The following is a 12,842-nucleotide window of genomic DNA, read 5'->3' on the forward strand; positions in this document are numbered from 1 at the left end:
ACGAGAAATCGGCGCTTCCGTCGGGTACGTCTCCAACGGTGCTCGCGGGCCAATTTGTATCAAGTGCTCCCGGCCCACCGAAAGCCGGCGTTATGTGATCTGGGACACTTTTGTGTTTGCGTGGTTCGTGGATGGGTAATCGCGCATGTTTATGCAGGTCAGCGACCGTGAACACACGCGCGGCGCGCACGCGTCCATCACCGCCGCGTTTCGGGCACACTGGCCGCAACTGCCACGACCGGGGAGTGCAAGGTGAGCGCTGACATTCCGCAGATCGACCCGCTGGACGGGCTGCGCGCCCCGCAGGACCCCGACTGCGACGTCTTCCTCACCGGCACGGTCTTCCTGGACATCATCTTCACCGGCCTGGACAGCGCCCCCGTGCGGGGCACCGAGTCCTGGGCGCGCGGCATGGGCTCCAGCCCCGGCGGCGTCGCCAACATGGCGACCGCGCTGGCCCGCCTCGGCCTGCGCACCTCCCTGGCCGCCGCGTTCGGCGACGACCACTACGGCGAGTACTGCTGGGACGCGCTCGAACAGGGCGAGGGCATCGACCTCTCCCGCTCGCACACGGTCCGGGGCTGGCACTCCCCGGTGACCGTCTCCATGGCGTACGAGGGCGAGCGGACGATGGTCTCGCACGGCCACGAGGCCCCGGCGCTCCCCACCACCGCCTCGCCCGAGGCCCCCGCATTCCCCCGCTGCCCGCCCAGGGCCCGGGCCGCCGTCACCTCGCTGGTGCCGGGACGCACCGAACCCTGGGTCGCCGAGGCCGCCCGCCGGGGGGCCCTGATCTTCGGGGACGTCGGCTGGGACGAGACCGGGCGCTGGGACCTGGACGCCCTGAGCGGCCTGGAGCACTGCCACGCCTTCCTGCCCAACGCCGAGGAGGCGATGCGCTACACCCGCACCGACTGCCCCAGGGCCGCCGCGCGCGCCCTCGCCGAACGCGTACCGCTCGCCGTCGTCACCCTGGGCTCCGAGGGTGCCTACGCGGTCGACGCCGCCACCGGTACCGCCGCCGAGGTCCCGGCCATCGAGGTCGAGGCGCTGGACCCGACCGGCGCCGGCGACGTCTTCGTGGCCGGCTTCGTCACCGGCACCCTGGCCGGCTGGCCCCTCGCCGACCGCCTCGCCTTCGCCGGGCTGACCGCGGCCCTCTCCGTCCAGGAGTTCGGCGGCTCGCTCTCGGCCCCCGGCTGGGCGGAGATCGCCGCCTGGTGGCAGCAGGTGCGCGGCTGCGCCGGACAGGACCCGGCCGCGCTGCGGCGCTACGCCTTCCTGGACGACCTGCTGCCGGCCGCCGCCCGGCCCTGGCCGCTGCGCCGGGCCGTGCCCACGATCGGTTTCCGCGCCTGACCCCACTGCCCCGTAAAACCCCTGGTGTTGTCAGTGCGGAGTCGTAGGCTTGAGGCACACGAGGTTTTCGAGCAGCGAGAACCCTGTAACAGGAGGTATGCGCAGGCCCGAGGGCCGGCCCATGACTCAGTCACCCACACAGCCGCAGGCGCGTGCCCACATCAGCATCCCGGCCGCTCACCCGATGGTGATGCTCCTGGGAGCGGGCGACTCGCTGCTGCGCGTGATCGAAGCGGCGTTCCCGGCGGCCGACATCCACGTCCGGGGAAATGACATAAGCGCGACGGGCAACGTGGCGGACATCGCCCTGATCCAGCGCCTGTTCGACGAGATGGTGCTGGTGCTCCGCACCGGGCAGCCGATGACGGAGGACGCCGTGGAACGGTCGATCGCGATGCTCAAGGCCACCGACAACGGCCAGGCGGACGGCACGGAGACCCCGGCCGAGGTGCTGACGCAGAACATCCTCTCCAGCCGCGGCCGCACGATCCGCCCCAAGACGCTCAACCAGAAGCGGTACGTCGACGCGATCGACAAGCACACGATCGTCTTCGGCATCGGCCCCGCCGGTACGGGCAAGACCTACCTGGCGATGGCCAAGGCGGTCCAGGCCCTCCAGTCCAAGCAGGTCAGCCGCATCATCCTGACCCGCCCGGCGGTCGAGGCGGGCGAGCGCCTGGGCTTCCTCCCCGGCACGCTGTTCGACAAGATCGACCCGTACCTGCGCCCGCTCTACGACGCCCTGCACGACATGCTCGACCCCGACTCGATCCCGCGCCTGATGGCGGCGGGCACGATCGAGGTGGCGCCTCTGGCGTACATGCGCGGAAGAGCCCAACCCGTCTTCACCAATGTGCTGACGCCGGACGGCTGGCGCCCGATCGGCACCCTTGAGGTCGGTGACCTCGTCATCGGCTCCGACGGTGCGCCTACACCGGTGCTCGGCGTGTACCCGCAGGGTGAGAAGGACATCTACCGACTCGGCGCGCAGGACGGCTCCTGGACCCTGTGCTGTGGTGACCACCTGTGGACGGTTCGTACCGCGTCGGACAAGCGGCGGGACAAGCCGTGGCGGGTCCTGGAGACCAAGGAGATGATCGGCAACCTCCGCGCGGCCCACGCGCGTCGTTACGAACTGCCGATGCTCACCGCCCCGGTCAGCTTTCCCGAGCGCGAGGTTCCGATGGACCCGTACGCGCTGGGGCTGCTGCTGGGCGATGGTTGCCTGACCGGTTCGACGACCCCCTCGTTCGCCACCGAGGACCCCGAGCTGGCCGAGGCCCTGGAGAGCTCGCTGCCAGGCGTTTCCGTACGTCACAAGGGCGGCCCCGACTACATCCTGAACCGGGAGAAGGCTCCGGGCGATGTGGTGACGCTGGAGAACCCGGTCACTCGTGCGCTGCGTGAGCTCGATCTGGTGGGCACGCGCTCCCACTCCAAGTTCGTTCCGGACGCGTACCTTTTCAACTCCGCCGATGTTCGTCTTGCTGTCCTTCAAGGGCTGCTCGACGCCGACGGCGGCCCGGTTACTCAGGCGGACCGCACGTGCCGTGTCCAGTACACAACGGCGTCGAGCATGTTGCGTGACGACGTCATCGCCCTGGTGCAGTCGCTGGGCGGGGTCGCTTACGCACGCCGCCGCGCTGCCGAAGGGCGTACGCCGGGACGCGCTCGCGGACGCGATGTCCATCACCGCTACGACGCCCACGTGGTCGACATCCGCCTCCCGGAAGGCATCGAGCCCTTCCGCCTCTCCCGCAAGGCCGAGAAGTACCGGGTCGCCGGTGGCGGCGGACGGCCCATGCGCTTCATCGACAGCATCGAACCGGCGGGCCGTGAGGAAGCGGTGTGCATTCAGGTCGCGGCGGAGGACTCGCTGTACGTGACCCAGGATTACCTGCTGACACACAACACCCTGAACGACGCCTTCATCATCCTGGACGAGGCGCAGAACACCAGCGCCGAGCAGATGAAGATGTTTCTGACCCGGCTCGGCTTCGACTCCAAGATCGTCGTCACCGGTGACGTCACCCAGGTCGACCTGCCGACGGGGACCAAGAGCGGTCTGCGCCAGGTGCAGGACATCCTGGAGGGCATCGACGACGTGCACTTCTCCCGGCTCACCTCGCAGGATGTCGTCCGGCACAAGCTGGTCGGCCGTATTGTCGACGCGTACGAGAAGTACGACAACAGCAAGGGCGAGCAGGACGGCGGCGACCATCGGGGCCGCGGCCGTCACAACGGGAAGCAGTAGCAGCGCACCATGTCGATCGACGTCAACAACGAGTCCGGAACCGAGGTCGACGAGCAGGCGATCCTCGACATCGCCCGCTACGCGCTCGCGCGCATGCGGATCCACCCGCTCTCCGAGCTCTCGGTGATCGTGGTGGACGCCGCGGCCATGGAGCAGCTGCACATCCAGTGGATGGACCTGCCGGGCCCGACCGATGTCATGTCCTTCCCGATGGACGAGCTGCGTCCGCCGGCCAAGGACGACGAGGAGCCCCCGCAGGGGCTCCTCGGTGACATCGTGCTCTGCCCCGAGGTCGCCAAGCGGCAGGGCGAGGAAGCCGAGACCCAGCACTCCATGGACGAGGAGCTCCAGCTGCTCACCGTCCACGGGGTGCTGCACCTGCTGGGCTACGACCACGAGGAGCCGGACGAGAAGGCCGAGATGTTCGGCCTCCAGGCGGCCATCGTGGACGGCTGGCGCGGTGAGCGCGGGCTGACCGGGCCGTCCCCCGCCCCGACCGTCTCGTGAGCCTGCCCCTGATCTCCGGCGTCGTCCTGCTGGTCGTCGTCGGCTGGCTGGCCGCCTGCGCCGAGGCGGGCATCGCCCGTACGTCGAGCTTCCGGGCCGCCGAGGCGGTCCGCTCGGGCCGGCGCGGCAGCGCCAAGCTGGAACAGGTCGCGGCGGACCCGACGCGCTATCTCAACGTCGCCCTGCTGGTGCGGGTCGCCTGCGAGATGGCCGCCGGGGTGCTCGTCACGTACGCCTGCCTGAAGGAGTTCCCGGAGACCTGGGAGGCGCTGGCCGTCGCCATCGGCGTGATGGTCCTGGTCTCCTACGTCGCGATCGGCGTCTCCCCGCGCACCATCGGCCGCCAGCACCCGCTGAACACGGCGACCGCGTCGGCGTACGTGCTGCTGCCGCTGGCCCGGATCATGGGGCCCGTCCCGCAGCTGCTGATCCTCCTCGGCAACGCGCTGACCCCCGGCAAGGGATTCCGCAAGGGCCCGTTCGCCAGCGAGGCCGAGCTGCGGGCCATGGTGGACCTCGCCGAGCAGGAGTCACTGATCGAGGACGAGGAGCGCCGCATGGTGCACTCCGTCTTCGAGCTCGGCGACACGCTCGTGCGCGAGGTGATGGTCCCGCGCACCGACCTCGTCTGCATCGAGCGCTACAAGACGATCCGTCAGGCGCTCACCCTCGCCCTGCGCTCCGGCTTCTCGCGGATCCCGGTCACCGGCGAGAACGAGGACGACATCGTCGGGATCGTCTACCTCAAGGACCTGGTCCGCAAGACGCACATCAACCGGGACTCGGAGGCCGACCCGGTCTCCACGGCGATGCGCCCGGCGTCGTTCGTGCCGGACACGAAGAACGCCGGCGACCTGCTGCGCGAGATGCAGCAGGAACGCAGCCACGTCGCCGTCGTCATCGACGAGTACGGCGGCACGGCGGGCATCGTCACCATCGAGGACATCCTGGAGGAGATCGTCGGCGAGATCACCGACGAGTACGACCGCGAGCTGCCGCCCGTCCAGGAGCTGGAGAACAGCTGCTTCCGGGTCACCGCCCGGCTCGACATCGGGGACCTCGGCGAGCTGTTCGGCCTCGACGAGTACGACGACGAGGACGTGGAGACGGTCGGCGGGCTCCTCGCGAAGGCGCTGGGCCGGGTCCCGATCGCCGGCGCGTCCTCGGAGGTCGGGCTGCCCGACGGGCGGCGGCTGCGGCTGACCGCCGAGTCCCCGGCGGGCCGGCGCAACAAGATCGTCACGGTGCTGGTGGAGCCGGTGGCTCCCGAGGAGGAGGAGACGCCGGAATGACCCCGCAGCAGCTGAGGGCCTTCTGCCTGAGCTTCAACGCGAGTGCCGAGGAGTTCCCGTTCGGGCCCGAGGCGTCCGTCTTCAAGGTGCTCGGCAAGATGTTCGCGCTCAGCGCGCTGGACGGCCGGCCGCTCACGGTGAACCTCAAGTGCGACCCCGACGAGGCGGTGCGGCTGCGCGAGGAGTACGAGGCGGTGGTGCCCGGCTGGCACATGAACAAGCGCCACTGGAACACCGTCACCGTCTCCGGACTGCCCGACGCGAAGCTGCGCGAGCTGATCGAGGACAGCTACGACCTGGTGGTGGCCGGGCTGCCGAAGGCGGAGCGGCTGCGGCTCGACCGCCCCTGAGGCGTACCGGGCCGGGGCTCCCGCCCGCCCCGGTCCGCGCCGGGCTTCGTATGCTCGGCACATGACTGAGACCACCGACCTCGGCGCCGAGGACCGCAAGATCGTCACCCTGGCGCGCAGCGCCCGCGCCCGCAACGGCGTCCCCGAGGGCGCGGCCGTCCGGGACGAGACCGGACGCACCTATGTGGCCGGGACCGTGGAGCTGGAGTCGCTGAAGCTCAGCGCGCTGCGGACGGCCGTCGCGATGGCGGTGGCCAGTGGGGCGAAGTCCCTGGAGGCCGCCGCGATCGTCTCCGAGGCGGAGGCCCCCTCCGACGAGGACCGGGCCGCCGTACGGGACCTGGGCGGGGCCGGTACGCCTGTGCTGCTCGCCGGGCCGGACGGACAGCTGCGGCTCAGCGTCACCGCCGGCTGACCCCCGTACGGGCGGGGCCCGGGGCCGTCCGGACCGGCCCCGGAGGCCGTGGCGGACGCCTCGGTGCCCCGCCGCCCCCGGGATCGGGGACAATGGGCGCCATGAGCGTTCGACCTAACCCTGAAGCCGCCGCGCGGCAGGCCGAGAACCCCGCCCCCCACCGGGCCGGCTTCGCCTGCTTCGTGGGCCGCCCCAACGCGGGCAAGTCCACCCTGACGAACGCTCTGGTCGGGCGGAAGGTGGCCATCACCTCCAACCGGCCGCAGACGACCCGGCACACCGTGCGCGGCATCGTGCACCGCCCGGACGCCCAGCTGATCCTGGTCGACACCCCCGGGCTCCACAAGCCGCGCACCCTGCTGGGCGAGCGGCTGAACGACATCGTGCGCACCACCTGGGCCGAGGTCGACGTGATCGGCTTCTGCCTGCCCGCCGACCAGAAGCTCGGCCCCGGCGACAAGTACATCGTCAAGGAGCTCGCGGGCATCCGGAAGACGCCCAAGATCGCGATCATCACCAAGACCGACCTGGTCGAATCCAAGCAGCTCGCCGAACAGCTGCTGGCCGTCTCCCGGCTCGGCGAGGAGCTGGGCTTCGAGTGGGCGGAGATCATCCCGGTCTCGGCCGTCAAGGACCAGCAGGTCGACCTGCTCTCCGACCTGATCGCCCCGCTCCTGCCGGAGAGCCCGCCGCTCTACCCCGAGGGCGACCTCACCGACGAGCCGGAGATGGTGATGGTCGCGGAGCTGATCCGCGAGGCCGCGCTCGAAGGCGTACGGGACGAGCTTCCGCACTCCATCGCGGTCGTCGTGGAGGAGATGCTGCCGCGCGAGGACCGGCCGGCGGACAAGCCGCTGCTGGATATCCACGCCAACGTCTACATCGAGCGCCCCAGCCAGAAGGGCATCATCATCGGCCCGAAGGGCAAGCGCCTGAAGGACGTCGGCACCAAGTCCCGCAAGCACATCGAGGCCCTGCTCGGCACCCCGGTCTTCCTCGACCTGCACGTCAAGGTCGCCAAGGACTGGCAGCGCGATCCCAAGCAATTGCGCAAGCTCGGGTTCTGAGACCTGCCAGGCCCTTCAGGGCCTGATCTCACGCGCCCTCCTTCAGGACGCGTGAGATCAGGGCGCGCTGGGACTCGGTCAGGCGCGGGTCCGCGCAGTGCACGGTTTCGCCGTCGACCGTTATCCGGTAGCTGAAGCCGTCCGGGACGCCCCGGGGGGCGGCGGCCCGGCCGTCGGCGAGTGCCGAGCCGGCCAGGGCCTCCCACTCCTGGGCGTCGGCCCGTCCGGAGGTGTCGATCTCGCCCTGGCGCGCGATGCCGGCGAAGCCGCCGGTCCTGCTCACCTGGATCCGCATGCGGTGTCCTCCTAGTCGGTCGGAACGCCCACCTCCGACCACGCCTTGAGGACGGCTTCCACCTCGTCGCCCTCGCCGAAGCGGCTGCGCGCCGCCGCCACGGTCAGCCGGGCGAAGTCCGCGAAGTCCGCGTCCACCGCCAGTTCACCACCTGTGAGCACATCGAACCAGAGCTGGCCCGCCCGCTCCCAGGAACTGCCGCCGAGCGCGGTGGCCAGGAGGTAGAACGCGCGGTTGGGGATGCCGGAGTTGAGGTGGACGCCGCCGTTGTCGTCGCCGGTGTGGATGTAGTCGTCCATGGACGCCGGCTGCGGGTCCTTGCCGAGCACGTCGTCGTCGTACGCCGTGCCGGGCGCCTTCATCGAGCGCAGCGCCACGCCCTGGACCCGGGGCGCGAGCAGCCCCTCGCCGATCAGCCAGTCGGCCTGGTCGGCGGTCTGGCCCAGCGAGTACTGCTTCACGAGGGAGCCGAAGACGTCCGAGACGGACTCGTTGAGCGCGCCGGACTGGCCGTAATAGCTCAGATTGGCCGTGTACTGCGTGAGCCCGTGGGCCAGCTCGTGGGCGATCACGTCGATGGCGACGGTGAAGTCGAGGAAGATTTCGCCGTCCCCGTCGCCGAAGACCATCTGCTCGCCGTCGAAGAAGGCGTTGTTGTACTTCTCGTCGTAGTGGACGGACCCGATCAGCGGCAGCCCGTTGCCGTCGATGGAGCGCCGGCCGTAGGCGGTGAGCAGCAGGTCGAAGGTGGCGCCCAGGCCCGCGTACGCACGGTTGACGCTGGCGTCCTTCGTGGGCTTCTCGCCCTCGCCGCGGACCTTGGTGCCCGGCAGGTCCGTGCCGTGGCGGCAGTCGTAGAGCGTGCGGTGGGGCTTGGCGGTGCCCTCGTCGTCGGGCTCGGTGGGGGTGGTGGGCCGGGCGACGGTCGTCACCTGGCGGCGGGTGCGGCGGGCCGCGTCGGACTCCAGGGTGCGGCGGGCCGGATCGGCGAGGGCGGGATCGTCGGACTGGGACAGCTTGTCGAGGACGTGGGGCGGGACGATGGTGCAGAAGACGGGGTGGGACCCCTGCTGTGAACGAGGCTGCATACACACGACTGTGGCATTCCGTAAGCGCAATGTCACTGGTTGCAACTGGGGTTGATGAAATGGAGTGATTGGTCACTGTTGGGCGTTTAGGTCGTCCCGTACGGGTAAGGGCGGCCGCCGATCCCGCATACTGAAACGGCACCCACGTCTCGGGCGCCCCTCGGCTAGTCTCGACGCATCATGCGTTTCGGGCTGCTTCTTCTTAGCTGCCGCGGCGAGGGCCTGTAGTCGTAGGCCGACCCCCTCCCCGCGGAGTCTGGTGTTGCAGTGACACAGTCGGCCGTCCCGTAGAAGGACCCCGAGGAGCCCTACGCCATGACCGAAGTGAATCCCGCCCAGACTCCCGCCTCGCAGGCCGTCGGCCGTCCCACGCCGATCACCAACGCCACGGCGCTGCAGAAGCCGTCCGGGATGCCGGTCCACAAGTACGGCCGCTACGAGGCTGTCGACATCCCCGACCGCACCTGGCCCGAGAAGCGGATCACCAAGGCGCCCCGCTGGCTCTCCACCGACCTGCGCGACGGCAACCAGGCCCTGATCGACCCGATGTCGCCGGCCCGTAAGCGCGAGATGTTCGACCTGCTCGTACGTATGGGCTACAAGGAGATCGAGGTCGGCTTCCCGTCCTCCGGCGAGACCGACTTCGCCTTCGTCCGCTCCATCATCGAAGAGGGCGCGATTCCCGAGGACGTGACGATCTCCGTCCTGACGCAGGCCCGCGAGGAACTGATCGAGCGGACCGTCGAATCACTGCGCGGCGCGCACCGCGCCACCGTCCACCTGTACAACGCGACCGCCCCGACCTTCCGCCGCGTGGTGTTCCGCGGCACCCGCGAGGAGGTCAAGCAGATCGCGGTGGACGGCACCCGGCTGGTCATGGAGTACGCCGAGAAGATCCTGGGCGACGAGACGATCTTCGGCTATCAGTACAGCCCCGAGATCTTCACGGACACCGAGCTGGACTTCGCCCTGGAGGTCTGCGAGGCGGTCTGTGACGTCTGGCAGCCCGAGGAGGGCCGCGAGATCATCCTCAACCTGCCCGCCACCGTGGAGCGTTCGACGCCGTCCACGCACGCGGACCGGTTCGAGTGGATGTCGCGCAACCTGTCGCGCCGCCCGTTCGTCTGCCTGTCCGTCCACCCGCACAACGACCGCGGCACCGCCGTCGCCGCCGCCGAACTGGCCCTGATGGCCGGGGCGGACCGGATCGAGGGCTGCCTGTTCGGCCAGGGCGAGCGCACCGGCAACGTCGACCTGGTCACTCTCGGCATGAACCTGTTCTCGCAGGGCGTCGACCCGCAGATCGACTTCTCGCAGATCGATGAGATCCGCCGCACCAGCGAGTACTGCAACCAGATGGAGGTCCACCCGCGCCACCCCTACGCGGGCGACCTGGTCTACACCGCCTTCTCCGGCTCCCACCAGGACGCCATCAAGAAGGGCTTCGACGCCATGGAGGCCGACGCGGCGGCCCAGGGCAGGACGGTGGACGACATCGAGTGGGCCGTGCCGTATCTGCCGATCGACCCGAAGGACGTCGGCCGCTCCTACGAGGCGGTCATCCGCGTCAACTCGCAGTCCGGCAAGGGCGGCATCGCGTACGTCCTGAAGAACGACCACAAGCTGGACCTGCCCCGCCGGATGCAGATCGAGTTCTCCCGGATCATTCAGGCCAAGACCGACGCCGAGGGCGGCGAGGTCACGCCGACGCAGATCTGGAGCGCCTTCCAGGACGAGTACCTGCCCAACCCGGACAACGCCTGGGGGCGCGTCCAGATCCGCTCCGGCCAGAGCACGACCGGCACCGACGGCCGCGACATGATCACCGTCGAGGCGACCGTGGACGGCGTCGACACCGTGCTGACCGGCACCGGCAACGGCCCGATCTCCGCGTTCTTCGAAGCGCTGCAGGCCATCGGCATCGACGCCCGGCTGCTGGACTACACCGAGCACACCATGAGCGAGGGCGCGAGCGCGCAGGCCGCCTCGTACATCGAGTGCGTCATCGACGGAAAGGTGCTGTGGGGCATCGGCATCGACGCCAACACCACCCGCGCCTCCCTGAAGGCGGTCGTCTCGGCCGTCAACCGCGCCACCCGCTGACCCGGCGCCCGAAAGGGCCCGAAGTCGTACGGTCCGCGAACCCCGCCCACCCGCTTCCGGGGGGCGGGGTTCGGCCATTCTCCGGTGGGTTGTGACCGGCAGGGTGCTGACGGCACCACGGGGATGTGGTTAACATCACGTCGACACGGCAGTGTTGCCGGAGTGTTACGGAGGTGTGCGACGTGCGGTCAGCCCTGGGACAACGCGCCATGAAGCTGCGTATCTGCGGCATCCGTACGCTGTGGGACACCACCGGTGACGGGGAGTTCTTCTGCCCCGGCTGCGGCGGTGACCGCAACTACCGCCGCCTCACCGGCCGCCGCCGCTTCGCCGTGCTGGGCGTGCCCCTGCTGCGGCGCGGCACCACGGGCCCGGTGGTCGAGTGCGCCGCCTGTCACCGGCACTTCGACCCGGAAACGCTCGACCACCCCACCACCACCCGCTTCTCCGCGATGCTCAGGGACGCCGTGCACACCGTGGCCCTCGGGGTCCTCGCGGCGGGCGGCAGCACCTCCCGTACGGTCCTGGAGAGCGCCGCCGAGACCGTGCGCGGCGCCGGGTTCGAGGACTGCACGCCCGAACAGCTCGCCACCGTGGTCGAGGTGCTGTCCGCCGACATCGGCCAGGGCTCCGCGTTCGACCCGGCGGCCGAGGCGTGCGGCGCGGCCCTCGCCATCGAGCTGCACGAGGCGCTGGAACCGCTCGCCCCGCACCTCGCCCCCACCGGGCGCGAATCGATTCTGCTCCAGGGCGCCCGGATCGCCCTGGCCGACGGCGCGTACAGCACCGCCGAGCGCGAGGTGCTGACCACCGTCGGCGGGGCGCTGAGGCTGCGCGCCGAGGACACCGCCCGGCTGCTCGCCGAGGCGGCGCGTACGCCCTCCTGAGCCACCCCCGCCCGGTACTCCCCAGGGAGTAACGGGCCCGCCGCGCCCACCCCGGCAGCAGCCGGGAAGTCGGCCCCTGGCGCGACGAAGGTGCCCCGCCCCGACGGGAGTCTGGACATGACCGGACACCCGTACGGAAGGGGGGCCTCCCATGAGGACCGCGGACCAGGACAGCGGCACACGCACACGAACGGTGAGCCGGTGGCGGTTGCCGCCCTGGGCGGTCGTCGCCCTCTGGGCCGCCGTCATGGCCGTCGCCGGTCCGTTCGCCGGGAAGCTCGGGGACGTGGAGGTCAACCGGGCGGTCGACTACCTCCCGGCGAGCGCCGACTCCACCCGGGCCGCGAAGATCCAGGACGCCCTGCCCGGTGGCGAGTCCACCGACCTCGTCCTCGTCTACCACCGCGACGGCGGCCTCACCCCCGCCGACCGGGCGCTCGCGGCCCGGCAGACCGGCGCGGTGGCGAGCGCCCACACCCTCACCGCGCCCCCGCGCGCCGTGCCCTCCGAGGACGGCACCACGCTGATGTACCCGGTCTCCACGACCGAGCCCGGCCAGGACGACGAGGCCCGCACCGCGTTCGTGGACGAGGTCCGCGAGACCGCGAGGAGCTGACCCGCGCCGAACGCCCCGCCGACGCCATGGCGGCGGCACTGCGCGGCCGCGGACCGGCCGTCCTCGCCTCCTCCGGGACCGTCGCGGCGGGCCTGCTGTGCCTGCTGGCGGCCGATCTCACCAGCAGCCGGGGGATGGGCCCGATCGCCGCTGTCGGCGCGCTGTGCGCCCTCCTGGCCCGGCCCGCCGACCTGCTGGCCGCGATCAGGACCGTCGCGGCCGGGGACTCCCTGCTCTCGCCCGGCCCGACCGCCCGGCCCGACCGCCCGGCCCGACCGCCCGGCCCGACCGCCCGGCTCATCGCCCGGGTGCTGAGCGCACCGAGCGCCCCCGCCGGACCCGGCCCCGAAGGTCTCGGCATGCTCTCCGAGCGGGAGTGCCAGGTCCTGGCCCTGGTCGCGCGCGGCCTCGACAACACCGGGATCGCCGAGAGCCTGGGCCTCAGCCCGCTCACCGCCAAGACCCACGTCAGCCGGATCATGGGCAAGCTGGGCGCCCGCGACCGGGCCCAGCTGGTCATCGCCGCCTACGAGTCGGGGCTCGTGGTGCCCGCCGGGGGAGGCTGACCGGGCCGCCTCACGGGGGCGGGCCCCGGGTGTCGGTGGCGTA

Annotated in this window: 12 protein-coding genes and 1 pseudogene; 11 read left to right on the forward strand and 2 right to left on the reverse strand. The window is 70.9% G+C overall.

What is annotated here, in order from left to right; genetic code table 11:
- Positions 1–252 precede the first annotated feature (252 nt).
- The 7 genes from OG867_RS22405 (at position 253) to era (ending at position 7,244) form a co-directional block, all read left to right on the forward strand.
- A complete protein-coding gene (locus OG867_RS22405; protein WP_406287855.1) occupies positions 253–1,359 on the forward strand; it encodes a PfkB family carbohydrate kinase in 1,107 nt (368 codons plus the stop codon).
- Between the two features lie 121 nt (positions 1,360–1,480).
- Positions 1,481–3,613 (forward strand): PhoH family protein, encoded by a 2,133-nt coding sequence (locus tag OG867_RS22410; RefSeq protein ID WP_406287857.1) that lies wholly within the window; start codon positions 1,481–1,483, stop codon positions 3,611–3,613.
- Between the two features lie 9 nt (positions 3,614–3,622).
- Positions 3,623–4,120 carry an rRNA maturation RNase YbeY gene (gene ybeY / locus OG867_RS22415; protein WP_018103259.1) on the forward strand — a complete coding sequence of 166 codons (498 nt, stop codon included), beginning with the start codon at positions 3,623–3,625 and terminating at the stop codon, positions 4,118–4,120.
- Positions 4,117–5,412 (forward strand): hemolysin family protein, encoded by a 1,296-nt coding sequence (locus tag OG867_RS22420; RefSeq protein ID WP_406287860.1) that lies wholly within the window; start codon positions 4,117–4,119, stop codon positions 5,410–5,412. Before ybeY ends, OG867_RS22420 begins: the two co-directional genes overlap by 4 nt.
- On the forward strand, positions 5,409–5,762 hold the full coding sequence (locus OG867_RS22425) for an MmcQ/YjbR family DNA-binding protein (protein WP_018103261.1): 354 nt from the start codon (positions 5,409–5,411) through the stop codon (positions 5,760–5,762). Before OG867_RS22420 ends, OG867_RS22425 begins: the two co-directional genes overlap by 4 nt.
- Before the next feature lie 61 nt (positions 5,763–5,823).
- Complete coding sequence (locus tag OG867_RS22430; protein WP_328900111.1) at positions 5,824–6,177, forward strand: cytidine deaminase; 354 nt, start codon at positions 5,824–5,826, stop codon at positions 6,175–6,177.
- Positions 6,178–6,269: 92 nt separating this feature from the next.
- Entirely contained in the window at positions 6,270–7,244 is a 975-nt protein-coding gene (gene era, locus OG867_RS22435) for a GTPase Era (RefSeq protein ID WP_328900110.1), read from the forward strand.
- A 28-nt stretch (positions 7,245–7,272) separates the two neighbouring features.
- Here era and OG867_RS22440 read toward each other — a convergent pair whose 3' ends face one another.
- Entirely contained in the window at positions 7,273–7,539 is a 267-nt protein-coding gene (locus OG867_RS22440) for a protealysin inhibitor emfourin (protein ID WP_406287863.1), read from the reverse strand.
- A gap of 11 nt (positions 7,540–7,550) precedes the next feature.
- Entirely contained in the window at positions 7,551–8,627 is a 1,077-nt protein-coding gene (locus OG867_RS22445; protein WP_406287865.1) for a M4 family metallopeptidase, read from the reverse strand.
- Positions 8,628–8,942: 315 nt separating this feature from the next.
- Between OG867_RS22445 and leuA the strand changes: the two genes are divergently transcribed.
- The 4 genes and pseudogenes from leuA to OG867_RS22465 all read left to right on the forward strand — a co-directional run.
- Positions 8,943–10,730 (forward strand): 2-isopropylmalate synthase, encoded by a 1,788-nt coding sequence (gene leuA / locus OG867_RS22450; protein ID WP_406287867.1) that lies wholly within the window; start codon positions 8,943–8,945, stop codon positions 10,728–10,730.
- A gap of 209 nt (positions 10,731–10,939) precedes the next feature.
- Complete coding sequence (locus OG867_RS22455; protein WP_328900106.1) at positions 10,940–11,617, forward strand: TerB family tellurite resistance protein; 678 nt, start codon at positions 10,940–10,942, stop codon at positions 11,615–11,617.
- A 151-nt stretch (positions 11,618–11,768) separates the two neighbouring features.
- On the forward strand, positions 11,769–12,233 hold the full coding sequence (locus tag OG867_RS22460) for a hypothetical protein (RefSeq protein WP_406291265.1): 465 nt from the start codon (positions 11,769–11,771) through the stop codon (positions 12,231–12,233).
- A pseudogene (locus OG867_RS22465) lies at positions 12,227–12,799 on the forward strand (LuxR C-terminal-related transcriptional regulator); the annotation flags it as partial. The gene OG867_RS22460 and the pseudogene OG867_RS22465, both read left to right, overlap by 7 nt.
- Positions 12,800–12,842: the final 43 nt, after the last annotated feature.

It is taken from the genome of Streptomyces sp. NBC_00209 (assembly GCF_045206345.1).
Taxonomy (GTDB): Bacteria; Actinomycetota; Actinomycetes; order Streptomycetales; family Streptomycetaceae; genus Streptomyces.

What these genes read in the sequence shown, in the direction of transcription:
- OG867_RS22410 (WP_406287857.1), top strand. Translation starts at nt 1,481, where the DNA reads ATGACTCAGTCACCCACACAGCCGCAGGCGCGTGCCCACATCAGCATC.
- ybeY (WP_018103259.1), top strand. Translation starts at nt 3,623, where the DNA reads ATGTCGATCGACGTCAACAACGAGTCCGGAACCGAGGTCGACGAGCAG.
- OG867_RS22425 (WP_018103261.1), top strand. Translation starts at nt 5,409, where the DNA reads ATGACCCCGCAGCAGCTGAGGGCCTTCTGCCTGAGCTTCAACGCGAGT.
- OG867_RS22430 (WP_328900111.1), top strand. Translation starts at nt 5,824, where the DNA reads ATGACTGAGACCACCGACCTCGGCGCCGAGGACCGCAAGATCGTCACC.
- era (WP_328900110.1), top strand. Translation starts at nt 6,270, where the DNA reads ATGGGCGCCATGAGCGTTCGACCTAACCCTGAAGCCGCCGCGCGGCAG.
- OG867_RS22440 (WP_406287863.1), bottom strand. Translation starts at nt 7,539, where the DNA reads ATGCGGATCCAGGTGAGCAGGACCGGCGGCTTCGCCGGCATCGCGCGC.
- OG867_RS22445 (WP_406287865.1), bottom strand. Translation starts at nt 8,627, where the DNA reads ATGCAGCCTCGTTCACAGCAGGGGTCCCACCCCGTCTTCTGCACCATC.
- leuA (WP_406287867.1), top strand. Translation starts at nt 8,943, where the DNA reads ATGACCGAAGTGAATCCCGCCCAGACTCCCGCCTCGCAGGCCGTCGGC.
- OG867_RS22455 (WP_328900106.1), top strand. Translation starts at nt 10,940, where the DNA reads ATGAAGCTGCGTATCTGCGGCATCCGTACGCTGTGGGACACCACCGGT.
- OG867_RS22460 (WP_406291265.1), top strand. Translation starts at nt 11,769, where the DNA reads ATGAGGACCGCGGACCAGGACAGCGGCACACGCACACGAACGGTGAGC.